The sequence below is a fragment of the Massilia consociata genome (assembly GCF_042432755.1).
GTDB classification, from domain to species: Bacteria; Pseudomonadota; Gammaproteobacteria; order Burkholderiales; family Burkholderiaceae_D; genus Telluria; species Telluria consociata.
In genome coordinates, this window is record NZ_JBHLWP010000003.1 from 219947 (window position 1) to 245125 (window position 25179).

Below are 25179 nucleotides of genomic sequence, written 5' to 3' on the forward strand. Positions count from 1 at the left end.
GCGTGATCGAGCGACTGCTGGCGGAGCCTTACCGCTACGAACTGTTCCAGGCAATCCGGCTGCTGGTACGCTGGCTGCGCCGCTACGGCGGCACGCTGGAAACCTCGGTGCGTTTCGAGAACAGCCTGGCCCTCGGCTTTCCAGCCAGCGAGATCGAGGCGCTGCGGGTGGAGGCCGCGGATGACGGCGAGATGCGCGTACGGGTGCGCAGCGCCGTGATGGGCCTGCTCGGCGTGAACGGCGCACTGCCGCTGCACTACACCGAACGCATCGCCGCCTGGGAACACGCGGCGCGCGACGAAGGTCCGCGTGCATTCTACGACGCGTTCTCGAGCCGCCAGCTGGCGCTGTTCTATCGGGCCTGGTGCAAGTACCGGGTGCGCGGCGGGCCGGACGAGCACAACCGCGACCGCTTCCTCGCCCAGCTCGCGGCACTCGGCGGCGCGGCCAGCCAGGGGCAAGCGGATGCCGGCCTGTCCTTCGAGACCCAGGCGTATTTCGCGGCCCAGCTGCGCAGCCGCGTGGTGCCGGCCGGCCTGGTCGCCGGCGTGCTCGGCGAGTACCTGCAGGTACCGGTCGCCGTCGAGCAGTTCACGGGGCGCTGGGATGTCCTCGGCCAGGGCGAGCGCAGCCGGCTGGGCGAGAACAACTGCGAGGTCGGCCTCGGGGCGACGCTCGGCGAACGGCTGCCGCGGCCCGAACTCGGCATCCGGATTCGCGTGGGGCCGGTTTCGCGCGCGGCGTTCGAGCGCTTCCTGCCGGGCGCGCCGGGCGCGCGCGCGATCTCCGGGCTGCTGCGCCAGTTCGCCATCGACCTGCCGTACCGCGAACTGCAGGTGGTGCTGCGTGCCGAGGACGTGCACGGCATCCGGCTCGACGGCCGCACCCGGATCGGGCGCGATGGCTTCCTCCAGACCGGGCCCGTGGCGGGCGACCGCGACGACGTGCATTATCTTCTCGACTGACCATCATCCGCGCGACGCCCGTCACGCGGCCGACCTACAATCGTTCCCGACAACCGAACCAATCTACAGGAGGGTATATGGGCGATCATCTGGACCAGGTCAGCGTGGAAGATGTACAGGGAAAGCGCGTTGCGGTATTGATGACCGACGGTGTCGAGCAGGTCGAGTACACCGGCCCGCGCAGCTTCCTCGAGCAAAACGGCGTGAAAGTCACCTTGATCGCCCCCAAGGCGGCGGGCGAGCAGGTGCAGGGAATGAACCATGACCAGCAAGGCGACAGCTTCCCGGTGGAGCTGAGCCTGGCCCAGGCGAATGCCGCCGATTTCGATGCGCTGGTGCTGCCGGGCGGCGAGGAAAATCCGAAGAAGCTGCGCCAGGATCCGCAGGCACTTGCGTTCATCAAGGAATTCTACGAGGCGGACAAGCCGATCGCGGCGATCTGCCACGGCCCGTGGCCGCTGATCGACGCGGGCATTGCGGTATCGAAGCACATGACCAGCTACCCGGGCATCAAGGACGACCTGCTCAATGCCGGCGCCGAATGGACGGACGACGAGGTGGTGGTCGACGGCAAGCTGATCACCAGCCGTACGCCCGAGGATATCCCGGCGTTCAACGACGCGTTATTGAAGGAATTGATGGTGATACAGCAGGCGGGGGCGGATCCGGGGCCGACGTCGTAATTGTTCCGGAGATGCGCCGCATGGCACGCGGCACGGGTGACTGATTCATGACGGGCCGAATTTCCCTGGGAAGGCAAACAGGCAAAACAGGATGAGCAGGTGTGATCCGAAATATGCCACGTGAAGCCGCTTCATGGGAAATCCGGCTCGTATGATTTGAGCAACTACCCAGAACAGGGAATAGCTGGGCAGGGAAAGCGGTAAGCTTGCTCCATAGGCGAGCCCGGAAGGAAATCCTACGCTGCCGATCAGGATTAATTCCGCAATGACGAACAATAAGACATAGGCCTGCAGGAGCATGCTTATGAAAAGCATCGTGGCTGCCGCCAGGCTGCAAGCGAATCTCATGTTCATCTCAGGCCATGGTCGCAGATGAATTTTGCCAGATCACGCCGCCGGCTTGCACCGGTTGCGTTGGCACTCGCATAATAAAAATGTCCCATTCCTTCCCCTGACCTCTCGCTGCGCACCATTTGCAGGAAGAGCGTGGGATAGGACCGTACGAACTGCGGTTGTGTGATGCCGGCGAAAATCGGATCGCCGTGTTCCTTCAGGTTCTTCACGATAATCTTCTTGATGTTTTTTTGCTTCTCAAGTGCCTGGAGGAACTTTATGTCGATCGGGCTTCCAATAAGGATTAGATGATCGACGATATGTCCGTTGTGTGCGTAAAAATGGGCGGTTTGCGCCGCAAGCAGGCTGCCGTATGAGTATCCAATCATATTGAATTGGGATGCGGGATTATCGTCCATGCCTCCGATATGCCAGTCCTCGTCGATCGGACTGCCCCGGTAACGTATGCTGAAACCGGAACGCAGTGAATCGACCGCCATGGTATATGTCCTCGTTCCCCGGTACACATGTTTGATGCCGGCTTCCTGTAATGCGGTCAATTGGTCGGAAATATAGGACCCGTTCAATCCGGCGCCGCCCCAATAAATCGTGCCCCTCGGCCTGTTGACACTGATCGTGATCGGCGTTGTATCGGCAACTGGTGTCAGCACGGCTTTGGTAAAAAACGCCTGGGGAATCATCTTGCGGGCTCCGCATACCCTTCCGGCAGGACTTCAATGATGACCTCCAGGGGATCGTCTGCAGCAATCTTCTGCGTCATTCCATTCGCGTCGCTTTTCCCTCCGACCGTTTTTCCGTTACAGGTCAATCTGTAATGGCGATCACGAAGCGGCTCGCCGGTCTGCTGATCGGTGAGGAGAAAATGCTGGTCAAAGCCTTCATTGGTTCTGCCGACCCATTCTCCGGAATCGTTTCGGGTGAAGCGAATAGGTGCCACCTCCTCAGGGGTATTGCGTACGCCGTCACGACCGTTAAGCGTGGAAAGAAGAGGGCATCCTGCGCTCGTCTTCATGCCATGCAGCACCCGGCGGCGAGAATTGGAGAGTATTGAGCCGGCGAATTCTTCGGCTATGACGCAGTTTTGTGGACAGGACATTTGCGCGCCCTTGAAGCTGAAGGCCCGGCCGTCGCAACGGAATGTCTGCTCGCCCTCGGCCACCGTGCCGCCGCACGCGGCCTGGTCTCCTTCCCGTATCCATCCGACGATATTCATGCGCATCTCCTCGTGCCCGCGTGAGATGACAATGTAGTTGAGTGATGATCGAAGGCGTTTGCGCCGAGTGAAATGTCGAGTGACACACCTGGCATGAGACCCAATGCGTCAAATGCTGGTGACGTCGGTCTGACTATTCGACGGCCAAATGGAATGGAACTCGACGACATTCCGGAAGAACCGCAAGGCCCGCTGTACTGATGCGCTGGTCGTTCCAGGCAGCGCATGATAGGGGGCAGGCTTGTCGTTCGACAAGGAAATAAAAAAGCCGCTGACGAATCAGCGACTTTTTGGAAGAGGTTGGTGGAGGCGGCGGGAATTGAACCCGCGTCCGCAAGCACTCTACAGACAGTTCTACATACTTAGCACTATCAATTAATTTAACCTGGACAACGGGGATGTGCACCCTTTGGACAGGCGAGTCACCTATTATTTAGCAGTCGACCAAGTGACCCGGCCTACTGCGAGCCCCTGTAAATGAGTCCACGAACCTTGCGGCACACCCCAGGGGCGAGGTGTTGTGGACCTAGCAGCAATTAAGCTGCGAGTGCGTACGAGTTATCGTTTGCAGTTATTGATTTCTGGATGTATTTACGAGGTAACCAGTCCTCGGTATGCCCTGCGCTGCTTTGCAACCCACGTCGAAACCAGGTCGCCCCCAACGAGAGAACTTCATTGTACCGCAATTTGTCGGTACGTGGAGACTCACAGCTTAAACCGCGCTTAATGTCAAGAGAGCGGTCAAGCGAGCCTTCATGACCGCATCCGACCGCTCCTTTGACCGCTTAGCGGTTGCGGTTGGCGATCTCGTTACCGATGATGCCGCCGCCGATCACGCCGGCCACGGTAGCCAGCTTCTTGCCGTTGCCGCCGCCGATCTGGTTACCGATCAGGCCGCCGATGACGGCGCCGGTGCCGATGCCGACGTAGTTCGGCTGGGCCGGGGCGGGCGCCGGAGCGGGCGGGTAGTAGCGCGGCTCGCTCGGCTTGGCGTGGACGACGCGAGTCTTCTCGACCACCTTGACTACCGGCTTTTCCTTGATGACTTCCTTGATCACCACCGGGGCCGGCTGCGGAGCAGGCTGGACCGCCGGCTGCATGTACGCGACCGGCTGGGCTGCGGCGACCGGCATCGCCATCTGCGGCATCTGGCCGGCTGCCAGCTGGGTTGCCAGTTGCGGGGTGACCGGGGTGGCGGCCAGCGGCATCGCTGCCTGCGGCGCTGCCACCTGGCCCTGCACGGCGGCTGCCGGCACCATCACCACCTGGCCTTGCGCATTCGTCATCGGCACCATGCCCGGCTGCTGCATCGCATACGGCGAGGCTGGGGCGAGAGCGGCGTTCGGTGCTTCCGGTGCGCTGTTCGAATTCGGCAGCAGTCCGGTGATCGCGGCTGCGCCGGTGAGGCTGACGACGATGACCGACGCGGCAGCAGCGGCCATCAGGGGATGAATGCGATTGAGGCGTTGGGTGGTTTCCATGTTCTGCTCCGTGAGACGTTGTGTTGTCGTATGGGAGTAGATTACCGGCAGGTCAGCCTCCAAACTAGACATGAGGCTGTATCAATCGTAAAGACTTGTAAGCGGCCGGCGGCTGGCGATCCGGCGCTGGCGATCCGGCGGGCCGGGCGGCCCGCCGGGAGGAAGGCAATGCTCAGGCAGCGCGCTCGGCCATGCGTGCCGCTTCCACCACGGTGCGCAGGGTCTGCAGCAGGTCGGTCGGGGTGTCGAGCAGGTAGTCGGCGCCCCAGGTCGAGGGTTCGATGGCGCCGCAGTATCCCCAGTTGCAGGCCACCGTTACCATGCCGGCGGCATGACCCGCTTCGATGTCGCGCTTGTCGTCGCCCACGTACCAGCAATGGGCCGGGTCGATGCCCAGGCGGCGCGCGCCTTCCAGCAGCGGGGCAGGGTGGGGCTTGGCGAAACCGGTGGTGTCGCCCGAGACCACGCAGCCCGCATGCGACAGGCCGATCTGCGGAAGCAGGGGATCGGTGAAGCGCGCCGGCTTGTTGGTGACGATGCCCCACGCCATTCCCGCCTGCTCGATACCCAGCAGCAGTTCGGTGACGCCGCCGAACAGCGAGCTGTGCACGGCCATGGTTTCCTGGTAGCGGTCGAACCACTGCATGCGCAGTTCTTCATAGCCGTCGTCGCCCGGCGCCAGGCCGAAGGCGGCGCCGATCATGCCGCGCGCCCCGGCCGAGGCGGTCGGGCGCAGCACCGAGTACGGGGTCGGCGGCAGGCCGCGCTCAGTGCGCAGCCAGTTGACGGCGGCCGCGAGGTCGGGCGCGGTGTCGGCCAGCGTGCCATCGAGGTCGAACAGAACGGCACGCGGTGCCGGCAGGACGGTCGGGAGAGTCATCGGAAAGTCAATGCGGTGGGATCGGAGCGGGGATCAGAGCGGCTTGCTGCACGCCACCATGTAATTCACGTCGGTGTCGTTGTTCAGCGAGTAAATCTTGGTGAGGGGATTGTAGGTCAGGCCTTTCATGCCGTCGACCTGCAGTCCTGCCAGGCGCGCGAATTGCGACAGCTCGGCCGGGGTGATGAACTTGGCGTAGTCGTGGGTGCCGCGCGGCAGCATGCGCAGGACGTATTCCGCCCCGATGACGGCGAACAGGTAGGACTTCGGATTGCGGTTCAGCGTCGAGAAGAACACGTGGCCGCCCGGCTTGACCAGGGTGCTTGCCGCCTGCACGATCGCGGCCGGGTCCGGCACGTGTTCGAGCATTTCCATGCAGGTGACCACGTCGTACTGGCCCGGTTCGGCGGCAGCCATCTCCTCGGCCGCGATATGCTTGTAGCGCACCTCGACGCCCGATTCCAGGCTGTGCAGGTCGGCCACTTTCAGCGCTTTCTTCGACAGGTCGATGCCGGTCACCTTGGCGCCCTTGCGCGCCATTGCCTCGGACAGCACGCCACCGCCGCAACCGATGTCGATCACGTTCTTGCCCAGCAAGGGCGCGCGGGCGTTGATCCACTCCAGGCGCAACGGATTGATCTCGTGCAGCGGACGGAATTCCGACGTCGGGTCCCACCAGCGGTGGGCCAGTTCGCTGAATTTCTGGATTTCTAATGGGTCTGCGTTCGTATTCATAAGGTGGATGATACTGGAAATGATGCGGCGCGATGGCTGCCGCACGGAAAATATGCGGGGTGCGCATGCAAACCCGGGCTCCGATGCGAATCGCCAGCTCCCGTACTTGCCACCCCAATAAAAAACCCCGCCGTGGCGGGGTTTTTCTGCGAGCTGCCTGGATTACTTGTTGACGCTGCGGGTACCGACGACTTCGATTTCCACACGGCGGTTCTGGGCGCGGCCGGCTGCGGTCTTGTTGTCGGCTTGCGGCTGGGACTCGCCCTTGCCTTCGGTGTAGATGCGGTTTTCTTCCACACCCTTGCTCTTCAGGTAAGTCTTGACGGCTTCAGCGCGGCGGATCGACAGCTTCTGGTTGTAGGCATCGGTGCCGATCGAGTCGGTGTGGCCGACGGCGATGATGACTTCCAGGTTCATGTCGCCCAGCTTCGCCACCAGCTCGTCCAGCGATGCCTTGCCGGCCGGCTTCAGCACGGCCTTGTCGAAATCGAAGAAGGCGTCAGCCGAGTAGGAGACTTTTTCCGAGGTCGGGACCGGTGCCGGTGCCGGGGTAGGCGCTGGAGCGGGCGCCGGCGCAGGTGCGGCTACAGGTGGAGGCGGCGGAGCGACGCACTTGCCGTTTTCCAGTTTCTCCGGCGGCACGCACAGCGGCGCGTCGCAACCCGGCACGGCGTCGGCCGGGGTCCAGTAACCGGTGCGCCAGCACAGGCCGAAAGGATTGCGGGCGATCACGCCGCGGCTGTCCTGCACATAGGCGCTGTACGGGGTACGGGCCTGGATGTCCGTGGTCAGCGGTGCATACGGCGGCGCGCTTTGGGCAAATGCATTGCCCGCGATCGCGGCCGAGGCTGCGAGCATGAGGGTTGCCAGTTTATTCATATTGTTTTTCCTTTCGGTAATAATGCCGTGCTTGATCCAATGCGAGGGCAGCGGGGCGTTATGGTCAAGATACTAACACACCGCAGGTGGTGTCAGTTTCGCATTGTGAAACATACAATTAATTTCCTGTCCATTTTGCCACATGCACCAAAATCGCACGACCGCACCCAAAGCAAACGCAACGCATATTTCTTCAGACGTTGTTTTGTTGCAACATTCGGTCAAGCGGACTGGGCCGACATCGACAATGCTGGAATCGTCCGCCCCAAAAAACGGAATTGTGCTGGCGATAAGTGGCCCATGGTAGAATCGTCCGTTGCAATCAAAGGAAGCCCGGAAGACCCGCCAGCCGCTGCATCGTCGGTTTGCGATGCGCGCGACGGTTTTTGGAGCTTCCTTCATAACCATTAGCCTGAAAGCAGTCGACCCGCCCAATGGATCAATTCGCAAAAGAAACAGTTCCCATTTCCCTGGAAGAAGAAATGCGCAAGAGCTACCTCGATTACGCGATGAGCGTGATCGTGGGCCGTGCTCTGCCGGACGTACGCGACGGCCTCAAGCCGGTGCACCGGCGCGTGCTGTACTCGATGCACGAGAGTAACTATGCGCATAACCGCCCGTACGTGAAATGCGCGCGCGTGGTTGGCGACACCATGGGTAAGTACCACCCGCACGGCGACGCGTCGATCTACGACACGCTGGTGCGCATGGCCCAGGACTTCTCGCTGCGCTATACCCTGGTGGACGGGCAGGGCAACTTCGGCTCGATCGACGGCGACAGCGCCGCGGCAATGCGTTATACCGAGTGCCGCCTGGACAAGATCTCCAGCGAACTGCTGGCCGACATCGACAAGGACACGGTCGACTTCCAGCCGAACTACGACGGCAAGGAAAAAGAACCGACCGTCCTGCCGACCAAGATCCCGAACCTGCTCATCAACGGCTCCTCGGGCATCGCGGTCGGCATGGCCACCAACATCCCGCCGCACAACCTGTCGGAAGTCATCAACGGCGCCCAGCACCTGCTGAAGAACCCGGACTGCACGATCGACGAGCTGATCGAACTGATCCCGGCGCCGGACTTCCCGACCGCCGGCATCATCTACGGCGTCTCGGGCGTGCGCGACGGCTACCGCACCGGCCGCGGCCGCGTGGTGATGCGCGCCAAGACCCACTTCGAGGAATACGGCAAGGACGGCGGCCGCGTCGCGATCATCATCGACGAGCTGCCATACCAGGTGAACAAGAAGTCGCTGCTCGAGCGCATCGCCGAGAACGTGCGCGACAAGAAGCTCGAAGGCATTTCCGACATCCGCGACGAGTCCGACAAGTCGGGCATGCGCGTGGTCATCGAACTCAAGCGCGGCGAAGTGCCGGAAGTGGTGCTGAACAACCTGTACAAGCAGACCCAGCTGCAGGACACCTTCGGCATGAACATGGTGGCGCTGGTCAACGGCCAGCCGAAGCTGCTGAACCTCAAGCAGATGCTCGAGTGCTTCCTGTCGCACCGCCGCGAAGTGGTCACCCGCCGCACCGTGTTCGAGCTGCGCAAGGCGCGCGAGCGCGGCCACATGCTGGAAGGCCTGGCCGTGGCGCTGGCCAACATCGACGACTTCATCGCGATCATCAAGGCCGCGCCGACGCCGCCGGTGGCAAAGGTCGAGCTGATGGGCAAGGCCTGGGATTCGTCCCTGGTCCGTGAAATGCTCAACCGCACCGAAACTGGCGCGGCCGGCGGCATCGAAGCCTTCCGTCCGGAACACCTGCCGAAGCACTACGGCATGCAGCCGGACGGCCTGTACAAGCTGTCCGACGAGCAGGCCCAGGAAATCCTGCAGATGCGCCTGCAGCGCCTGACCGGCCTGGAGCAGGACAAGATCGTCAACGAGTACAAGGAAGTGATGGCCCACATCGCCGACCTGCTCGACATCCTGGCGCGCCCGGAGCGCGTGACGACCATCATCAGCGACGAGATGGTCCAGATCAAGAACGATTACACCGAGAACGGCAAGGACCAGCGCCGCTCGGTCATCGAGCACAATGCCAGCGACCTGGAAACCGAAGACCTGATCACCCCGCAGGACATGGTGGTGACGCTGTCGCACTCGGGCTACATGAAGTCGCAGCCGATCGCCGAATACCGCGCGCAGAAGCGCGGCGGCCGCGGCAAGCAGGCCATGGCGACCAAGGACGAGGACTGGATCGACCAGCTGTTCATCGCCAACACGCACGACTACATGCTGTGCTTCTCGAACCGCGGCCGCATGTACTGGCTGAAAGTGTGGGAAGTGCCGCAAGGCTCGCGCAATTCGCGCGGCAAGCCGATCGTCAACATGTTCCCGCTGCAGGACGGCGAGAAGATCACCGTGATCCTGCCGCTGTCGGGCGAGAACCGGACCTTCCCGGAAGACCACTACGTGTTCATGGCGACCTCGCTGGGCACCGTCAAGAAGACCCCGCTGCGCGACTTCAGCAACCCGCGCAAGGCCGGCATCATCGCCGTCGACCTGGACGAGGGCGACGTGCTGGTGGGCGCCGCGCTGACCGACGGCCAGCACGACGTGATGCTGTTCTCGGACGGCGGCAAGGCGGTGCGCTTCGACGAGAACGACGTGCGCCCGATGGGCCGCACCGCGCGTGGCGTGCGCGGCATGAACCTGGAAGAGGGCCAGCAGGTCATCGCCCTGCTGGTGGCCGAGAACGAGCAGCAGTCGGTGCTCACGGCCACCGAGAACGGCTTCGGCAAGCGCACCCCGATCCTCGAGTACACCCGCCACGGCCGCGGCACCAAGGGCATGATCGCGATCCAGACCACCGAGCGTAACGGCAAGGTCGTGGCCGCGACCCTGGTCGACACGACCGACGAGATCATGCTGATCACGACCGGCGGCGTGCTGATCCGCACCCGCGTGGCCGAGATCCGCGAGATGGGCCGCGCCACCCAGGGCGTGACCCTGATCGCGGTGGAAGACGGCACCAAGCTGTCGGGCCTGCAGCGCATCGTCGAGACCGACCTGGAAGAGGTCGAGATCGAGCAGGCGCCGCAATAATGGCAAGGGCGGGGCTTCGGCTCCGCTTTTTTTCGATCCGTTTTCCGCCCGGCCTGGTGAGCCGGTGCGTACGGACTTTGTCAATGGCTGCACCGGCCGCTTCGAAACCACAATGAAAAAAATCCTCGTTTCCCTGACCGCGGCTGCGGCCTTCGCCGTCCTTCCATCGTTCGCCCAGGCGGCGCCCGCGACCCCTGCTGCCGTCGCCGATGCGCAGACCACGGCGGCCGTCAAGGCCCTGCTCGACGCGATGGATGTACGCAAGGTGATGCTGGCGCAGTTTGCCGAAATGGAGAAGTCGTTTCCTGCGATGATGCGTGCCCAGCTGAGCGCCGTGATCCAGAACGATCCGAACCTGGGCGCCGAGCAGAAGAAGGAAGCGCTGGCCAAGGTCGAGCAGATCCTGCCGGGCGCCGCCCAGGCGATGAGCAAGGTGTTCCGCGACCCGACCCTGATCGACGAGATGATCAGCGAGATGGTGCCGCTCTATGCGAACAACTACACGACCGCCGAGATCAAGGAGCTGACCGCGTTCTACCGCACGCCGCTGGGCCGCAAGATGCTGGCGGTAACGCCGCGCGTCACCACCGAGAGCATGGCGATCGGCCAGCGTGTCGTGACGCCGCGCCTGGGTGCGCTGATGCAGGACATCATGCAAGGCGTCCAGAAACCCTAACGGCACAGAAAGGACCGCCGCATGGCCCAACCCACGCAGATATTCAATTTCTCGGCCGGCCCGGCCGTCCTCCCCAGGGAAGTGCTGCAGCAGGCCGCAGCCGAGATGCTCGACTGGCACGGCAGCGGCATGTCGGTCATGGAGATGAGCCACCGCGGTCCGGAATTCATCTCGATCTACCAGCAGGCAGAAAGCGACCTGCGCGAGTTGCTGGCCGTCCCGCCGAATTACAGGATCCTGTTCATGCAGGGCGGCGGGCTGGCCCAGAACGCCATCATCCCGCTCAACCTGGTGGGGTGCTGCCCGCAGCCGGCCACCATCGATTTCATCCATACCGGTTCATGGTCGGGCAAGTCGATCAAGGAAGCGAAGCGCTACGCCAACGTCAACGTCGCGGCGAGCAGCGAAGCGAACGGTTTCAACGGCGTGCCGCCGCAGGAATCGTGGCGGCTCACCTCGCACGCGGCCTACCTGCACATCTGCACCAACGAAACCATCGACGGGGTCGAGTACGACTTCGTCCCCGACATCGGCCCGCGTACCCCGATCGTGGCCGACATGTCCTCGCACATCCTGTCGCGGGCAATCGACGTGTCGAAGTACGGCGTGATCTTCGCCGGTGCGCAAAAGAACATCGGCCCGGCCGGCCTGACGCTGGTGATCGTGCGTGAGGACCTGCTGGAGGACGCGCTGCCGATCTGCCCTTCGGCCTTCCACTGGAAGACCGTGGCCGAACACGACTCCATGTTCAACACGCCGCCAACCTACGCGATCTACATCGCCGGGCTGGTGTTCGCCCACCTCAAGAAACAGGGCGGGGTGGCGGCGATGGAACAGAGAAACATCGAAAAAGCGCGCCTGCTGTACGAGGCGCTGGACGCCGACGACTTCTACCAGAACCGCGTCGCGCCCGCATACCGTTCGCGCATGAACGTACCGTTCTTCCTGCGCGACGAATCCCTGAACGACAAATTCCTGGCCGGCGCGAAGGCGCGCGGGCTGCTGCAACTGAAGGGCCACAAGTCCGTCGGCGGCATGCGGGCATCGATCTACAACGCGATGCCGCTCGAGGGTGTGCAGGCCCTCGTCGATTATTTGAACGAATTCGCAGGCAGGTGATCACGCGTTCGACCAGGTGGTGCGGCAACGCATCGGCCGGTTGAACGCGCGGACGGCAAAGCCGTCCACCCTACGGACACCACGGTAACGTAGGGTGGTCGGCTCGCCGACCGCGCGTTCGCATCACGCATGAGCAGCCAGCGAAAATGGATAACGACCCAACGATGACAGACAAACTCAAACCCCTGCGCGAGCAGATCGACGCGATCGACGCGCAAATCCTGGAACTGCTGAGCCAGCGCGGCCGCGTCGCCCAGCAGGTGGGCCACGTCAAGGCCGAAACCAACGCCCCGGTGTTCCGTCCCGAGCGCGAGGCGCAGGTGCTGCGCGGCGTGGCCGACCGCAACCCCGGCCCGCTGAAGGACCGCGACGTCCAGACCATCTTCCGCGAGATCATGTCGTCGTGCCGGGCGCTGGAAAAGCGCGTCACGGTGGCCTACCTCGGCCCGTCCGGCACCTTCAGCGAGCAAGCCGTGTACCAGCAGTTCGGCACCGCCATCGAGACGCTGCCCTGCGTGTCGATCGACGAAGTGTTCCGCGCCACCGAGGCCGGCACTGCCGAGTTCGGCGTGGTCCCGGTCGAGAACTCGTCCGAAGGCGCGATCAACCGCACCCTCGACCTGATGCTGGCCACCACGACCATCATCAGCGGCGAAATTTCGATCCCGGTCCACCACAGCCTGATGACGAAGACCGGCTCGATGGACGGCGTGACCGTCGTCTGCGCCCATTCGCAGGCGCTGGCCCAGTGCCAGGTATGGCTCAACCTGCACCATCCGGGCGTCGAGCGCCGCGCCGTGGCCTCCAACGCCGAAGCCGCCATCCTGGCCAGCCGGGACCCGGCGGTGGCCGCGATCGCCAGCGAAATGGCGGGCGAGCAGTACGGGCTGGGCGTGGTGCAGGCCCACATCCAGGACGACCCGCACAACCGCACCCGCTTCGCCGTGATCGGCCAGCTCCAGACCGGCCCGTCCGGCCGCGACCATACCTCGATCGTGCTGGCCGTGCCGAACAAGGCCGGCGCCGTCTACAACCTGCTGGCGCCGCTGGCCAAGCATGGCGTCTCGATGACGCGCTTCGAATCGCGCCCGGCGCGCATCGGCACCTGGGAGTATTACTTCTACGTCGACATCGAAGGCCACGTCCACGATGCCGCCGTGGCGCGCGCGCTCGGCGAGCTGAAGGACAATGCAGCGTTCTTCAAAGTGCTCGGTTCCTACCCGCAAAGCCTCTGAGCGTGCGCAAAAATTCCTCCATGTCCTTTTAATCCTTGTTGAGAACAAACATGTCGCAATTCGGTCCAGATTACGTTCGCGCCATCGCCCCCTACCAGGCCGGCAAACCCATCGCTGAAGTCGCCCGCGAGTTCGGCCTCGACGAAGCCAAGATCGTCAAGCTCGCCTCGAACGAAAACCCGTTCGGCGTACCCGAATCGAGCCGCGCCGCGATGGCGCTTGCGGCCGCCGACCTCGGCCGCTACCCGGACGCCAACGGCTTCGAGCTGAAGGCGGCGCTCTCGAGCCGCTACGATGTCCCGGCCGACTGGATCACGCTGGGCAACGGCAGCAACGACATCCTGGAAATCGCCGCCCACGCCTTCGTGCAGAAGGGCGAAGCCGTGGTGTACTCGCAATACTCGTTCGCCGTGTACGCGCTGGCCACCCAGGGCGTGGGCGGACGGGCCATCGTGGTGCCTGCAAAAGACTACGGCCACGACCTCGACGCCATGGCCGCCGCCATCGACGACGACACCCGCCTGGTGTTCATCGCCAACCCGAACAACCCGACCGGCACCTTCATCCCGGCAAATGAAATCGAAGCCTTCCTGCGGAAGGTGCCGGCCAGCGTGGTCGTGGTGCTGGACGAGGCCTACAACGAATACCTGGCGCCGCAGCACCAGTTCGAATCGAGCCAGTGGGTGCGCAAGTACCCGAACCTGATCGTCTCGCGCACCTTCTCGAAGGCCTACGGCCTGGCCGGCCTGCGCGTGGGCTTCGCCATCGCCCAGCCGGCGGTGACGGACCTGATGAACCGTATCCGCCAGCCGTTCAACGTCAACTCGCTGGCCCAAGCCGCCGCGATCGCCGCACTGAACGACAAGGCCTTCCTGGAGAAGGGCGCGCGCAACAACGCCGAGGGCTACCGCCAGATGACTGCCGCCTTCGACGAGCTGGGCCTGCAGTACGTGCCGTCCTTCGGCAACTTCGTGCTGGTGAAGGTCGGCGAGGACGACCAGGCCGGCGCCCGCGTCAACCTGGCGCTGCTGGAGCAGGGCGTGATCGTGCGCCCGGTGGGCAACTACGGCCTGCCGCAGTGGCTGCGCATCTCGATCGGCCTGCCGGAAGAGAACGCCACCTTCATCGCAGCGCTGGAGCGAGCGCTGGCAAGCGCGGGCGTGCTCGGACAATGATCGGCCGGCTCGTCGTCGTCGGGGCCGGCCTGATCGGCGGTTCCTTCGCGCTGGCCCTGAAGGCGGCCGGCGCGGTCAAGACCGTTGCCGGTCTCGGACGGTCGGCGGAAGCGATGGCGCGCGCGCGTGAGCTGGGCATCGTCGACGAGATTTGCGACACGCCGCAGCAGGCGCTGCGCGGCGCCGACCTGGTGCTGCTGGCGGCGCCGGTCGGGCAGACCGGGCCCATCCTGGATTCGCTGCTGCCGTACCTGGAGCCGCAGACCGTCATTACCGACGCCGGCAGCACCAAGTGCGACGTGGTCGCGGCGGCCCGGCAGGCACTGGGGCCGCGCGTGAGGCAGTTCGTGCCGGGCCATCCGATCGCCGGCAGCGAGTCGAACGGCCCGGACGCGGCAATGGCCGGCCTGTACCGCGGCAAGAAGACCGTGCTCACGCCGCTGCCGGAGAACACGCCGGCCGACGTGGAGCGCGTCGCCGCCGCCTGGCGATTGTGCGGCTCGCTCATCCATACCTTGAGCCCGGAAGACCATGACCGCGTGTTCGCCGCCGTCAGCCACCTGCCGCACCTGCTGGCCTATGCGCTGGTGGACGACATCGCCGCCAAGCCGCACGCCGACCTGCTGTTCCAGTACGCCGCCAGCGGTTTCCGCGACTTCACGCGGATTGCCGGCTCCTCGCCCGAGATGTGGCGCGACATCAGCCTGGCCAACCGCGAAGCGCTGCTCACCGAGCTGGATGCATATCTGGCACAATTGACTACATTGCGGCACAAGCTCGCCGCCGCCGACGGTCGCGGCCTCGAACTGGTCTACGCCAATGCGCAACGCGCAAGGCAGGCATGGATCGAGGCGATCGAGGCCGGCTCGCCGCCGCAGCAACACCGGGATACAGAATGACGCAGTCCAAACCGCATCAGAAGCACTACCCCCAGCACATCGACCTCGAACCCGTGATCCACGTGGAAGGATCGGTGCGCCTGCCGGGCTCCAAGAGCATCTCGAACCGTACGCTGCTGCTGGCCGCACTGTCCGAGGGCACGACCACGATCCACGACCTGCTGGCCTCGGACGACACCATGGTGATGCTGGGCGCGCTGCGCTCGCTCGGCATCCGGTGGGACGAGGTGGACGAACGCACGGTGATCGTCCACGGCAACGGCGGAGCGCTGCCGAACCACGAGGCCGACCTCTTCATGGGCAACGCCGGCACCGCCATCCGTCCGCTCACCGCCGCGCTGGCCGTGATCGGCGGCGACTACACCCTGCACGGCGTGTCGCGCATGCACGAGCGCCCGATCGGCGACCTGGTCGATGCCCTCAACGAAGTCGGGGCTCAGATCGAGTACACGGGCGAAGCGGGCTTTCCGCCGCTGCGCATCCGCCGCGGCCACATTCACGCCAGCCGCATCGCGGTGCGCGGCAACGTGTCGAGCCAGTTCCTGACCGCGCTCCTGATGGCGGCGCCGCTGATGGCCGCCACCCATGCGGTGTCGATCGACGTGGTCGGCGAGCTGATCTCCAAGCCCTACATCGAGATCACCCTGAACCTGATGCGCCGCTTCGGCGTGACGGTCGAGCAGAACGGCTGGGCCTCGTTCACCGTGCACCCGGGCCAGCGCTACGCCTCGCCGGGCAGCATCCATGTCGAGGGCGACGCCTCGTCGGCTTCCTACTTCCTGGCTGCCGGTGCGATCGCCGGCGGCCCGGTCCGGGTCGAAGGCGTGGGCGAGCACAGCATCCAGGGCGACGTGCGCTTCGCCGACGCGCTGGAACGGATGGGGGCGATCGTTACCCGTGGCGAGAACTGGATCGAGGCGCGCTCGAACGGCGTGCTCAAGGCCATCGATGCCGACTTCAACCACATCCCGGACGCCGCGATGACCATCGCCGTGGCCGCGCTGTACGCGGACGGACCCAGTACGCTGCGCAACATCGCCAGCTGGCGCGTGAAGGAAACCGACCGCCTGGCCGCCATGGCAACCGAACTGCGCAAGGTGGGCGCCGAGGTGGAGGAGGGGCCGGACTACATCCGGATCACGCCGCCGGAACAGCTGAAGCCGGCTACCATCGACACCTATGACGACCACCGGATGGCGATGTGCTTCTCGCTGGCCTCGCTGGACGGCAAGGCGCGCCGCGGCAACGCCATGCGCATCAACGACCCGAAATGCGTCGCCAAGACCTTTCCGGAATACTTCGAGGCCTTTGCGGGCATCGCCAGGAACGAATTGTTTTGAACAGGACCCCGCGGGGGCCAGTAAAATAGTCCACTGGACAGTTTTATCCCCGCGACCCACCACATGCCAAACAATCCCATTCCCGTCATTGCCATCGACGGCCCGACCGCTTCCGGCAAGGGCACCGTTGCCGCCAAGGTCGCCGAGCGCCTGGGCTTCCACCTGCTCGACTCGGGCGCCCTCTACCGCCTGACCGCCCTGCAGGCATTGCGCCGCGGTACCGAACTGCGCGACGAGCACGGTATCGCCAAGCTGGCCGAGCACCTGCCGGCGCGCTTCGTGGGCGGCGACATCTTCCTGAACAACGAGAACGTGACGCAGGCGATCCGGGCGGAAGAGGTTGGCAACATGGCATCGAAGATCGCCGCGCTGCCGACCGTGCGCCACGCGCTGCACGGGCTGCAACTGGGCTTTCGCCAGACCCCCGGCCTGGTGGCCGACGGGCGCGACATGGGGACCGTCATCTTTCCCGGCGCAAAACTTAAAGTGTTCTTGACCGCAAGCGTGGAAGCCCGTGCGGAACGCCGGTATAAGCAATTGATTGACAAAGGATTTTCTGCTAATATGGACGATCTGCTGAAGGATTTGAAGGAGCGGGACGAGCGCGACACCAAGCGCGCCATCGCTCCCCTGGTCCCGGCGGAAGATGCGCACTTGCTCGATACCTCGAACATGACGGCTGCGGAAGCGGTGGAACAGGTGTTGGCGTGGTATGCGCATGCGTGAGTTTTGAAGGGTACTGATACCTTCGCAAATCGTCTTTACTGCCACTGGCAGTAAAGACTTCCCGCGCAGGCGGGAATCCAAGTTCGTTGCGTCTAGTTGGCTCGAGTCATCGCCGCGACAACGCAAACAAAATTGGGTCTCCGCCTTCGCGGGGACGACGTGCGAAGGTACGTTGTCCTTGCTGGTGCCTGCAACGGCAATCCTGTCGCTGCAGGTGTGTTTCAACCTAACCCCAGTTCAGTCCGCACTATCGCCGGCCTGCTGGGCTAACCTGAGTAATCTCTTTTATGTCTACTGCAACCACCCAAGCTACCGGTATGGAAAGCTTTGCCGCCCTCTTCGAGGAATCGCTGTCGCGTCAGGACATGCGTTCGGGCGAAGTCATTTCCGCTGAAGTCGTGCGCCTGGATCACAACTTCGTGATCGTCAACGCCGGCCTGAAGTCGGAAGCTTTCATTCCTATCGACGAATTCAAGAATGACCAGGGCGAACTGGAAGTCCAAGTTGGCGACTTCGTTTCCGTGGCCATCGAATCGCTGGAAAACGGTTTCGGCGATACCATCCTGTCGCGCGACAAGGCCAAGCGCCTGGCATCGTGGCTGGCTCTGGAAAAAGCAATGGAGTCGGGCGAGATCGTCACCGGCACCGTCAACGGCAAGGTCAAGGGCGGCCTGACCGTCCTGACCAACGGCATCCGCGCATTCCTGCCGGGTTCGCTGGTGGACACCCGTCCGGTCAAGGACACCACCCCGTTCGAAGGCAAGACCCTGGAATTCAAGGTCATCAAGCTGGACCGCAAGCGTAACAACGTCGTCCTGTCGCGTCGCGCCGTCATCGAAGCATCGATGGGCGAAGAGCGTGCGAAGCTGATGGAAACCCTGAAAGAAGGCACCGTGGTCACCGGCGTCGTCAAGAACATCACCGACTACGGTGCGTTCGTCGACCTGGGCGGCATCGACGGCCTGCTGCACATCACCGACCTGGCATGGCGTCGCGTGCGTCACCCGTCGGAAGTGCTGTCGGTTGGCCAGGAAATCACCGCCAAGGTCCTCAAGTACGACCAGGAAAAGAACCGCGTCTCGCTGGGCGTCAAGCAACTGGGCGACGATCCGTGGACCGGTCTGTCGCGTCGCTACCCGCAGGGCACCCGTCTGTTCGGCAAGGTCACCAACCTGACCGACTACGGCGCGTTCGTGGAAGTCGAGCAGGGCATCGAAGGCCTGGTGCACGTCTCGGAAATGGACTGGACCAACAAGAACGTGGCTCCGAACAAGGTTGTCCAGCTGGGCGACGAAGTCGAAGTCATGGTCCTGGAAATCGACGAAGAGCGTCGTCGTATCTCGCTGGGCATGAAGCAGTGCAAGGCCAATCCTTGGGACGACTTCGGCATGACCCACAAGAAGGGCGACAAGGTCAAGGGTTCGATCAAGTCGATCACCGACTTCGGCGTGTTCATCGGCCTGCCGGGCAACATCGACGGCCTGGTGCACCTGTCGGACCTGTCGTGGACCGAGCCGGGCGAAGAAGCCGTGCGCCGCTTCAAGAAGGGCGACGAGCTGGAAGCCGTCGTTCTGGCGATCGACGTCGAGCGCGAGCGTGTCTCGCTGGGCGTGAAGCAGCTGGAAGGCGACCCGTTCAACAACTTCGCTTCGCTGAACGACAAGGGCACCCTGGTCACCGGCACCGTGAAGTCGGTTGAGCCGAAGGGCGCCGTGATCGCGCTGAACGACGAAGTCGAAGGCTACCTGCGCGCTTCGGAAATCTCGCGTGACCGCGTGGAAGACGCCGGCACCCACCTGAAAGTGGGCGACAAGGTCGAAGCACTGGTCATCAACATCGATCGCAAGGCTCGCAGCATCCAGCTGTCGATCAAGGCGAAAGACAGCGCCGACACTCAGGAAGCCATGAGCAAGCTGGCAGCCGACAACAGCGCCGCTTCGGGCACCACCAGCCTGGGCGCACTGCTGAAGGCCAAGTTCGACAACAAAAACTGAGCAAGAACTAAGCAAGGCTTAGTTCTGACTGGAGCTAGCAGATGACCAAGTCCGAGCTGATCAACCGCCTGGCTGAGCGCTATTCACAGCTGGTGGCGAAAGATGCCGAGTTTGCCGTCAAGACCATCCTCGATGCGATGACCAACGCCCTGGCGACCGGGCAACGCATCGAGATCCGTGGCTTCGGCAGCTTCGCGCTGAACAGCCGGCCACCCCGCATCGGCCGCAACCCGAAGTCCGGCGACAAGGTGATGGTGCCCGAAAAACGGGTGCCGCACTTCAAGCCGGGCAAGCAGTTGCGCGAGCGGGTGGACGCGATGGTCGGGCAACCGATCATCGAGGATTGAAGTCGTCTGCCAGCAAGCAGGCAAAAACGGCGTCCTTCGGGATGCCGTTTTTTTTGGCAGGTCACTGCATCAGCTGGCAATCAGCTCAAAAATTGGATTCCCGCCTGCGCGGGAATGACGCGCTTACTGCTGGAGGCACACATGATGGCAGGATCTGCTCAGCCATCCCATTGGCCAACGTCGTTCCTGCCGGCCCATGCCTGCACCACCAACCGCCGAGCACCCCCGCGCCTTTTGAAATATCATGTTGGATATGCGACACTTCGCCCTCGTCGACCCGATTAGCGACCACTTCCAATGAAATTTGTTTCGACCATTGCCGGCATCATCCTGTTCGTCCTGTTCTTCGGCTTCGCCCTCAAGAACACGCAGGAAGTCGAGTTGTATCTCTTCCTGGGCTACGAAGTGCGCGGCCCGCTGGTCCTGATGCTGCTGGCCTTCTTCGTCGCCGGCGCCGCCCTCGGCATCCTGGCCCTGACGCCGACCGTCTTCCGCCAGCGCCGCCAGACCTCGCAACACAAGAACACCATCCAGGCCCTGCAGAGCGCCGCCGGTACCGGCAATGCCCAGCCGCAGCCGGATGCCGTGAACCCGGCGCTCTGAGCCATACACGCGCCACACAGAACAAGAACACATGGAATTCGAACTCTGGATGCTGCTTGGCATCCCAATTATCTTCGGCCTGGGCTGGATCGCCGCCCGCGTCGACATCAACGCACTGGTCTCCGAATCGCGCACCCTGCCGCGCGGCTACTTCAAGGGACTGAATCACCTGCTCAACGACCAGCCGGACAAGGCCATCGATTCCTTCATCGAAATCGTCAAGCTCGATCCGGAATCGGCCGACATGCACTTTGCCCTCGGTAACCTCTTCCGCCGCCGCGGCGAGACCGAGCGCGCCATCCGCGTCCACCAGAACCTGCTGGCGCGCCCCGACCTGCCGGGCGAGCAGAAGGCCCAGGCCCAGTACGAGCTCGGCATGGACTACCTGAAGGCCGGCCTGCTGGACCGTGCCGAGGAAACCTTCAACCTGCTGGTGGACAGCACCTATGCGGTGCAGGCGCGCCGCGCCCTGCTCGAGATCTACCAGCGCGAAAAGGAATGGCGCCGCGCCATCGACGTGGCCCAGGGCCTGCAGGAATCCGGCGCCGGTGCCCGCCAGAAGGAGATCGCCCAGTTCTACTGCGAGCTGGCGCAGGACGCCCTGGTGCACCTGCAGCCGAGCGACGCCATGCAGCTGCTGGACAAGGCTCTGCACGCCGACCGCACCAGCGTGCGCGCGACCATTCTCTACGGCGACGCCCAGCTGGCCCAGGGCGATGTCGAAGCCGCGATCATGACCTGGCGCCGGGTCGAGCACCAGAGCGTGCCGCACGTGGCCCTGGTGGCCGCACGCCTGATGGACGGCTACCGCAAGGTCGGCCGGCCGCAGGAAGGCGTCAACCTGCTGCGCGCCTACCTGGCGGAAGCGTCCTCCATTGACCTGATCGAGGTCGTGTTCAAGGCCGTCATCGAACTCGACGGCGTGGAAGCGGCCAAACAGCTGGTGGTCCAGGAACTGCGCCGCAACCCGACGCTGCTGGGCCTGGACAAGCTGCTCGAGGCCCACCTGATGGATGCCCGCACCGAGGTCTGGGAAGAGCTGTCGATGGTCAAGAACCTGGTGCAGCGCTACACCCAGAAGCTGGCGCGCTACCAGTGCAGCCATTGCGGCTTCAAGGCGCGCCAGTTCTACTGGCAGTGCCCGGGTTGCAGCCGCTGGGAAACCTACCCGCCGCGTCGTACCGAAGAACTCAATGTAATGAACTGATGCACGGTATCCAAAACCCGGCCGCATCCAAAACAAACCCATGAACGACCCGATCCCGAGCCGCCTGCTGGCGGCAGACAGCTTCCGCCGCGAGGCGGCCCCGGAACTTTCCAGCGTGCGCCTGCTGGTGGTGGGCGACGTGATGCTCGACCGCTATTGGTTCGGCGACGTCTCGCGCATCTCGCCCGAGGCGCCGGTGCCCGTCGTGCGCATCGAGCGCCGCGAGGAGCGCCTGGGCGGCGCGGCCAACGTGGCGCGCAACGCGGCGGCACTGGGCGCGCACACCGGCCTGCTGGGCATCACCGGCAACGACGAGGCGGGCGACGAGGTCGAAAAACTCCTGCGCGAAGCCTCGATCCACAGCTACATGAAGCGTGACGACGCGATCTCGACCATCATCAAGCTGCGCGTCATCGGCCGCCAGCAGCAGATGGTGCGCATCGACTTCGAGGACGCGCCGACCGAGACCGTGCTGGTCGAGAAGCTCGACCAGTTCAAGGCCCTGCTGCCGGATTACGACGTCGTGATCCTGTCGGACTACAACAAGGGCGCGCTGGTGAACGTGGCCGAGATGGTCAAGGCCGCGCGCGCGGCCGGCAAGATCGTGCTGGTCGACCCGAAGGGCGACGATTTCTCGCCCTACCGCGGCGCCACCATCCTGACCCCGAACCGCTCGGAACTGCAGCGCGTGGTCGGCGGCTGGAAGACCGAGGAGCAGCTGACGGAAAAGGCGCAGCGCCTGCGCGCCGAACTGGGCCTGGATGCGCTGCTGCTGACCCGTTCGGAAGAGGGCATGAGCCTGTACAGCGCCGACGAGGTGCTGCACGTGCACGCCGACGCGCGCGAGGTGTTCGACGTCTCAGGCGCCGGCGACACCGTGATCGCCACCCTGGCCGCGATGCTGGGCGCGGGCGCGCCGCTGGCCGAAGCGCTGGCCACCGCCAACCGCGCCGGCGGCATCGTGGTCGGCAAGCTGGGGACGGCGACCGTCACCCGCGAGGAACTGTTCCCGGGTTGAGGTCGCTTGAGCCGGGTCAAGCCCGGGCCGTCAACGGCGGCCGGGCAGCGCCGTTAGGGCATGGATGGGCGGCGCCGCCGTCCATCGTCCCTACAAAACGGAGAACAAGCACATGATCAAGCAATTCGTATTCGCTGTTGCCGCGCTGGTCGCCTCGACCGGTTTCGCCTTTGCCCAGGTGGACGTCAACAAGGCCGACGCGGCCGCGCTGGACGGCGTCAAGGGCGTGGGTCCGAGCATGTCGAAGGTGATCCTCGACGAGCGCGCCAAGGGCGAATTCAAGGACTGGGCAGACTTCCGGCAGCGCGTGAAGGGCGTTGGCGACAAGAAGGCGATGAAGTTGTCCGAGGCCGGACTGGTGGTCAACGGCAAGGCGATGGAAGGCGCGGCCGCCAAGCCGGCCGGCGCGAAGGCCGAGAAGACCGCGGCCAAGGCGGATGCCAAGGCCAAGCCGGCCGAGCAGAAGGCGATGTAAGCAATGAAAAACCCGCGGCGACGCGGGTTTTTTCATTGATGGAACAGATTACTGGCGCACGCGCACGTCGATGCGCACTTCCGGGGCGCGCCCGTCATACCGCGGGGCAGGATAGTAGTAGGAATTCGGCGCGTAGCTGCGCTGGTGCACCACCGGGCGCTCGTCATGGCGGTCCTGGTAATGGCGGTCCTGGTAGCGGCGGTCCGAATAGTCGCGGCGCGGTCCCTTGCACTTGCGTTCTTCCTTGTAGCCGCCGTTCTTCTCCCATTTCCGCTCGACCTTGCAGTTGCCGTCCCAGAACTCCTGCTTGTGCTCGCGGCGCTCGCCATGGCGGCCCTTGCCGCTTTCGTCCTTCCACGGATCGGCCAATGCGACCGAGGATGCCGAAGCAAGCAGGACCAGAAGTAGTGAAACCGCCGGCTTTTTCATGAAGCGCTCCCGTTAGCTGTATGGTTGGGAGCATTGTAGATGTCGGCGGCGGCCGCTTCGGTACAACTGTGTTAATGGATGTTTCAGCTGTGGCCGGCTTTACCGGCATCGTGGGTGCGGCGCTGCACGCCATGTCATGTATTGACTGACACCAACCGATCCGCATGAGAAGATGTGCATGTTCATTTGCACACCACAACTAGAAAGGTTCTCATGCCTCGCGCACGCATCTCTTCCCGCCTGCTGGCAACCACGCTTGCCGTCGCTGCCGCTTCCGTCGCCACGTCGGTATCCGCAGCGCCGGCCACCCCGGCCGCCCCGGACCTCAAGCGCCAGCAGCCGCAGATCAACAAGATCCTTGCCGACATCTCGCCCAAGCGCATGGAAGCCTATGTCGCCAAGCTGGTGAGCTTCGGCACCCGCCACACGATGTCGGAAACCGAATCGGAGACGCGCGGCATCGGCGCGGCGCGGCGCTGGATCAAGGCCGAGCTGGAGCGCTGCGGCGCAGGCACGCCGCTGCAGGTTTCCTTCGACAGCCACATCGCCCCGGTGTCGGCGCGCATCTCGCGCCCGACCGAGATCGTCAACGTGGTCGCCACGCTGCCGGGCACCCAGGAAGCCTCGAAGGACCGCATCTACGTGGTCAGCGGCCACTACGATTCGCGCGTCAGCGACGTCATGGACTACACCTCGGATGCCCCGGGCGCCAACGATGACGCGTCGGGTACCGCCGCCACCATGGAGCTGGCATGCGTGATGGCCAAGCACAAGTTCGACGCCACCCTGGTCTTCATGGCGGTGGCCGCCGAGGAGCAGGGCCTGCTGGGTGCCCGCCACTGGGCTACCCAGGCGCGCCAGAAGAACCTGAACATCGCCGGCATGTACACCAACGACATCATCGGCAGCTCGCGCGCCGACAATGGCAAGGTGGATAACAAGCAGGTGCGCCTGTTCTCGCAGAGCATCCCCGCCACCAAGGAAATGAGCGAGACCGTGCGCCAGCTGGTGGCCACCGGCGGCGAGAGCGATTCGCTGTCGCGCCAGCTGGCCCGCCACACCAAGGAGCAGGGCGAGCGCTACGTGAAGGGCTTCAAGGTGACGGTGATCCACCGTGCCGACCGCTACCTGCGCGGCGGCGACCACATGCCGTTCCTGGAGCAGGGCTATGCCGCGCTGCGCTTCACCGAACCGAACGAGGACTTCGCGCACCAGCACCAGGACCTGCGCACCGAAAACGGCAAGGTGTACGGCGACCTCATCGAGTTCAATGACTATGACTACATCGCCAAGGTGACGAAGGTGAACGCCGCCGCGCTGGCCTCGCTGGCGCTGGCGCCGGCCGCGCCGCAGAACGTCAAGCTGCGCACCGACAAGCTGACCAACGACTCGACCCTGGTGTGGCAGGCCAATGCCGAGCCGGACCTGGCGGGTTACCGCATCGTCTGGCGCGAGACCACCGCCGCCAACTGGCAGGGTTCGAAGTGGGTTGGCAACGTAACCGAGGCAACGGTCGACCTGTCGAAGGACAACGTGTTCTTCGGCGTGCAGGCGGTGGACAAGGACGGCAACGTCAGCGTCGCCACTTACCCGTTGCCGCAGCGCTGATCCGGCGCATTCGAAGACGGGACAGGGCTTGCGGGCCCATCCCGTACGCCACCTTGCTGTCCGGATTAAAATAGCGGTTTAGGAAATC

At 64.0% G+C, this 25179-nt stretch carries 26 protein-coding genes and 1 other RNA gene; 18 read left to right on the plus strand and 9 right to left on the minus strand.

Annotated elements, in window-relative coordinates; genetic code table 11:
• Positions 1–2 precede the first annotated feature (2 nt).
• Both tssG and ACFFJK_RS02585 read left to right on the plus strand, forming a co-directional pair.
• Positions 3–965, plus strand: coding sequence for a type VI secretion system baseplate subunit TssG (gene tssG, locus ACFFJK_RS02580; protein WP_379677521.1), 963 nt, complete (start codon positions 3–5; stop codon positions 963–965).
• Between the two features lie 77 nt (positions 966–1042).
• Positions 1043–1648 (plus strand): type 1 glutamine amidotransferase domain-containing protein, encoded by a 606-nt coding sequence (locus ACFFJK_RS02585; protein ID WP_379677522.1) that lies wholly within the window; start codon positions 1043–1045, stop codon positions 1646–1648.
• A 45-nt stretch (positions 1649–1693) separates the two neighbouring features.
• On the opposite strand, the gene ACFFJK_RS02590 is transcribed toward ACFFJK_RS02585, so the two are convergent.
• From ACFFJK_RS02590 to ompA, 8 genes are all read right to left on the minus strand, one after another.
• A complete protein-coding gene (locus ACFFJK_RS02590; RefSeq protein ID WP_379677524.1) occupies positions 1694–1948 on the minus strand; it encodes a hypothetical protein in 255 nt (84 codons plus the stop codon).
• Between the two features lie 50 nt (positions 1949–1998).
• A complete protein-coding gene (locus ACFFJK_RS02595) occupies positions 1999–2682 on the minus strand; it encodes a hypothetical protein (RefSeq protein ID WP_379677525.1) in 684 nt (227 codons plus the stop codon).
• The gene (locus tag ACFFJK_RS02600) at positions 2679–3215 is read right to left on the minus strand and encodes a PAAR domain-containing protein (protein WP_379677526.1); all 537 of its coding nucleotides are present in this window, start codon (positions 3213–3215) and stop codon (positions 2679–2681) included. Before ACFFJK_RS02600 ends, ACFFJK_RS02595 begins: the two co-directional genes overlap by 4 nt.
• A gap of 301 nt (positions 3216–3516) precedes the next feature.
• Positions 3517–3875, minus strand: a transfer-messenger RNA (tmRNA) gene (gene ssrA / locus ACFFJK_RS02605).
• 125 nt (positions 3876–4000) lie between these two features.
• Positions 4001–4696, minus strand: a complete 696-nt coding sequence (locus tag ACFFJK_RS02610) for a glycine zipper 2TM domain-containing protein (RefSeq protein WP_379677528.1) — start codon at positions 4694–4696, stop codon at positions 4001–4003.
• Positions 4697–4868: 172 nt separating this feature from the next.
• The gene (locus ACFFJK_RS02615; RefSeq protein ID WP_379677530.1) at positions 4869–5576 is read right to left on the minus strand and encodes an HAD family hydrolase; all 708 of its coding nucleotides are present in this window, start codon (positions 5574–5576) and stop codon (positions 4869–4871) included.
• 33 nt (positions 5577–5609) lie between these two features.
• Positions 5610–6311, minus strand: coding sequence for a bifunctional 2-polyprenyl-6-hydroxyphenol methylase/3-demethylubiquinol 3-O-methyltransferase UbiG (ubiG, locus tag ACFFJK_RS02620; protein WP_379677531.1), 702 nt, complete (start codon positions 6309–6311; stop codon positions 5610–5612).
• Between the two features lie 162 nt (positions 6312–6473).
• Positions 6474–7190, minus strand: a complete 717-nt coding sequence (ompA, locus tag ACFFJK_RS02625; protein WP_379677532.1) for an outer membrane protein OmpA — start codon at positions 7188–7190, stop codon at positions 6474–6476.
• Between the two features lie 105 nt (positions 7191–7295).
• Here ompA and ACFFJK_RS02630 point away from each other — a divergent pair, with 105 nt between their 5' ends.
• From ACFFJK_RS02630 to ACFFJK_RS02700, 15 genes are all read left to right on the plus strand, one after another.
• The gene (locus tag ACFFJK_RS02630) at positions 7296–7601 is read left to right on the plus strand and encodes a hypothetical protein (RefSeq protein ID WP_379677533.1); all 306 of its coding nucleotides are present in this window, start codon (positions 7296–7298) and stop codon (positions 7599–7601) included.
• Between the two features lie 23 nt (positions 7602–7624).
• The gene (gene gyrA, locus ACFFJK_RS02635; RefSeq protein ID WP_379677534.1) at positions 7625–10240 is read left to right on the plus strand and encodes a DNA gyrase subunit A; all 2616 of its coding nucleotides are present in this window, start codon (positions 7625–7627) and stop codon (positions 10238–10240) included.
• A gap of 112 nt (positions 10241–10352) precedes the next feature.
• Complete coding sequence (locus ACFFJK_RS02640; protein ID WP_379677535.1) at positions 10353–10916, plus strand: DUF2059 domain-containing protein; 564 nt, start codon at positions 10353–10355, stop codon at positions 10914–10916.
• Positions 10917–10937: 21 nt separating this feature from the next.
• The gene (gene serC / locus ACFFJK_RS02645) at positions 10938–12035 is read left to right on the plus strand and encodes a 3-phosphoserine/phosphohydroxythreonine transaminase (RefSeq protein WP_379677536.1); all 1098 of its coding nucleotides are present in this window, start codon (positions 10938–10940) and stop codon (positions 12033–12035) included.
• Positions 12036–12199: 164 nt separating this feature from the next.
• On the plus strand, positions 12200–13270 hold the full coding sequence (gene pheA, locus ACFFJK_RS02650; protein ID WP_379677537.1) for a prephenate dehydratase: 1071 nt from the start codon (positions 12200–12202) through the stop codon (positions 13268–13270).
• A gap of 50 nt (positions 13271–13320) precedes the next feature.
• Positions 13321–14445, plus strand: a complete 1125-nt coding sequence (gene hisC, locus ACFFJK_RS02655; protein ID WP_379677538.1) for a histidinol-phosphate transaminase — start codon at positions 13321–13323, stop codon at positions 14443–14445.
• Positions 14442–15344: a prephenate dehydrogenase gene (locus tag ACFFJK_RS02660; protein WP_379677539.1), complete on the plus strand. Its 903-nt coding sequence runs from the start codon at positions 14442–14444 to the stop codon at positions 15342–15344. Before hisC ends, ACFFJK_RS02660 begins: the two co-directional genes overlap by 4 nt.
• Positions 15341–16684, plus strand: coding sequence for a 3-phosphoshikimate 1-carboxyvinyltransferase (gene aroA, locus ACFFJK_RS02665; RefSeq protein WP_379677540.1), 1344 nt, complete (start codon positions 15341–15343; stop codon positions 16682–16684). Before ACFFJK_RS02660 ends, aroA begins: the two co-directional genes overlap by 4 nt.
• Positions 16685–16747: 63 nt before the next feature.
• On the plus strand, positions 16748–17410 hold the full coding sequence (gene cmk / locus ACFFJK_RS02670; protein ID WP_379677541.1) for a (d)CMP kinase: 663 nt from the start codon (positions 16748–16750) through the stop codon (positions 17408–17410).
• Between the two features lie 317 nt (positions 17411–17727).
• Positions 17728–19404, plus strand: coding sequence for a 30S ribosomal protein S1 (gene rpsA / locus ACFFJK_RS02675; protein ID WP_379677542.1), 1677 nt, complete (start codon positions 17728–17730; stop codon positions 19402–19404).
• Positions 19405–19445: 41 nt separating this feature from the next.
• Entirely contained in the window at positions 19446–19751 is a 306-nt protein-coding gene (locus ACFFJK_RS02680; protein WP_027864826.1) for an integration host factor subunit beta, read from the plus strand.
• Between the two features lie 297 nt (positions 19752–20048).
• Entirely contained in the window at positions 20049–20354 is a 306-nt protein-coding gene (locus ACFFJK_RS02685; protein ID WP_379677543.1) for a LapA family protein, read from the plus strand.
• 31 nt (positions 20355–20385) lie between these two features.
• Positions 20386–21561, plus strand: a complete 1176-nt coding sequence (lapB, locus tag ACFFJK_RS02690; protein WP_379677544.1) for a lipopolysaccharide assembly protein LapB — start codon at positions 20386–20388, stop codon at positions 21559–21561.
• A gap of 40 nt (positions 21562–21601) precedes the next feature.
• Complete coding sequence (gene rfaE1 / locus ACFFJK_RS02695) at positions 21602–22579, plus strand: D-glycero-beta-D-manno-heptose-7-phosphate kinase (protein ID WP_379677546.1); 978 nt, start codon at positions 21602–21604, stop codon at positions 22577–22579.
• A 112-nt stretch (positions 22580–22691) separates the two neighbouring features.
• Entirely contained in the window at positions 22692–23054 is a 363-nt protein-coding gene (locus tag ACFFJK_RS02700) for a ComEA family DNA-binding protein (protein ID WP_379677547.1), read from the plus strand.
• A gap of 48 nt (positions 23055–23102) precedes the next feature.
• On the opposite strand, the gene ACFFJK_RS02705 is transcribed toward ACFFJK_RS02700, so the two are convergent.
• A complete protein-coding gene (locus tag ACFFJK_RS02705; RefSeq protein ID WP_379677548.1) occupies positions 23103–23483 on the minus strand; it encodes a hypothetical protein in 381 nt (126 codons plus the stop codon).
• Positions 23484–23696: 213 nt separating this feature from the next.
• Here ACFFJK_RS02705 and ACFFJK_RS02710 point away from each other — a divergent pair, with 213 nt between their 5' ends.
• Positions 23697–25091 (plus strand): M20/M25/M40 family metallo-hydrolase, encoded by a 1395-nt coding sequence (locus ACFFJK_RS02710; RefSeq protein ID WP_379677549.1) that lies wholly within the window; start codon positions 23697–23699, stop codon positions 25089–25091.
• Positions 25092–25179: the final 88 nt, after the last annotated feature.

What these genes read in the sequence shown, in the direction of transcription:
- ACFFJK_RS02585 (WP_379677522.1), top strand. Translation starts at nt 1,043, where the DNA reads ATGGGCGATCATCTGGACCAGGTCAGCGTGGAAGATGTACAGGGAAAG.
- ACFFJK_RS02590 (WP_379677524.1), bottom strand. Translation starts at nt 1,948, where the DNA reads ATGCTCCTGCAGGCCTATGTCTTATTGTTCGTCATTGCGGAATTAATC.
- ACFFJK_RS02595 (WP_379677525.1), bottom strand. Translation starts at nt 2,682, where the DNA reads ATGATTCCCCAGGCGTTTTTTACCAAAGCCGTGCTGACACCAGTTGCC.
- ACFFJK_RS02600 (WP_379677526.1), bottom strand. Translation starts at nt 3,215, where the DNA reads ATGAATATCGTCGGATGGATACGGGAAGGAGACCAGGCCGCGTGCGGC.
- ACFFJK_RS02610 (WP_379677528.1), bottom strand. Translation starts at nt 4,696, where the DNA reads ATGGAAACCACCCAACGCCTCAATCGCATTCATCCCCTGATGGCCGCT.
- ACFFJK_RS02615 (WP_379677530.1), bottom strand. Translation starts at nt 5,576, where the DNA reads ATGACTCTCCCGACCGTCCTGCCGGCACCGCGTGCCGTTCTGTTCGAC.
- ubiG (WP_379677531.1), bottom strand. Translation starts at nt 6,311, where the DNA reads ATGAATACGAACGCAGACCCATTAGAAATCCAGAAATTCAGCGAACTG.
- ompA (WP_379677532.1), bottom strand. Translation starts at nt 7,190, where the DNA reads ATGAATAAACTGGCAACCCTCATGCTCGCAGCCTCGGCCGCGATCGCG.
- gyrA (WP_379677534.1), top strand. Translation starts at nt 7,625, where the DNA reads ATGGATCAATTCGCAAAAGAAACAGTTCCCATTTCCCTGGAAGAAGAA.
- ACFFJK_RS02640 (WP_379677535.1), top strand. Translation starts at nt 10,353, where the DNA reads ATGAAAAAAATCCTCGTTTCCCTGACCGCGGCTGCGGCCTTCGCCGTC.
- serC (WP_379677536.1), top strand. Translation starts at nt 10,938, where the DNA reads ATGGCCCAACCCACGCAGATATTCAATTTCTCGGCCGGCCCGGCCGTC.
- pheA (WP_379677537.1), top strand. Translation starts at nt 12,200, where the DNA reads ATGACAGACAAACTCAAACCCCTGCGCGAGCAGATCGACGCGATCGAC.
- hisC (WP_379677538.1), top strand. Translation starts at nt 13,321, where the DNA reads ATGTCGCAATTCGGTCCAGATTACGTTCGCGCCATCGCCCCCTACCAG.
- ACFFJK_RS02660 (WP_379677539.1), top strand. Translation starts at nt 14,442, where the DNA reads ATGATCGGCCGGCTCGTCGTCGTCGGGGCCGGCCTGATCGGCGGTTCC.
- aroA (WP_379677540.1), top strand. Translation starts at nt 15,341, where the DNA reads ATGACGCAGTCCAAACCGCATCAGAAGCACTACCCCCAGCACATCGAC.
- cmk (WP_379677541.1), top strand. Translation starts at nt 16,748, where the DNA reads ATGCCAAACAATCCCATTCCCGTCATTGCCATCGACGGCCCGACCGCT.
- rpsA (WP_379677542.1), top strand. Translation starts at nt 17,728, where the DNA reads ATGGAAAGCTTTGCCGCCCTCTTCGAGGAATCGCTGTCGCGTCAGGAC.
- ACFFJK_RS02680 (WP_027864826.1), top strand. Translation starts at nt 19,446, where the DNA reads ATGACCAAGTCCGAGCTGATCAACCGCCTGGCTGAGCGCTATTCACAG.
- ACFFJK_RS02685 (WP_379677543.1), top strand. Translation starts at nt 20,049, where the DNA reads ATGAAATTTGTTTCGACCATTGCCGGCATCATCCTGTTCGTCCTGTTC.
- lapB (WP_379677544.1), top strand. Translation starts at nt 20,386, where the DNA reads ATGGAATTCGAACTCTGGATGCTGCTTGGCATCCCAATTATCTTCGGC.
- rfaE1 (WP_379677546.1), top strand. Translation starts at nt 21,602, where the DNA reads ATGAACGACCCGATCCCGAGCCGCCTGCTGGCGGCAGACAGCTTCCGC.
- ACFFJK_RS02700 (WP_379677547.1), top strand. Translation starts at nt 22,692, where the DNA reads ATGATCAAGCAATTCGTATTCGCTGTTGCCGCGCTGGTCGCCTCGACC.
- ACFFJK_RS02705 (WP_379677548.1), bottom strand. Translation starts at nt 23,483, where the DNA reads ATGAAAAAGCCGGCGGTTTCACTACTTCTGGTCCTGCTTGCTTCGGCA.
- ACFFJK_RS02710 (WP_379677549.1), top strand. Translation starts at nt 23,697, where the DNA reads ATGCCTCGCGCACGCATCTCTTCCCGCCTGCTGGCAACCACGCTTGCC.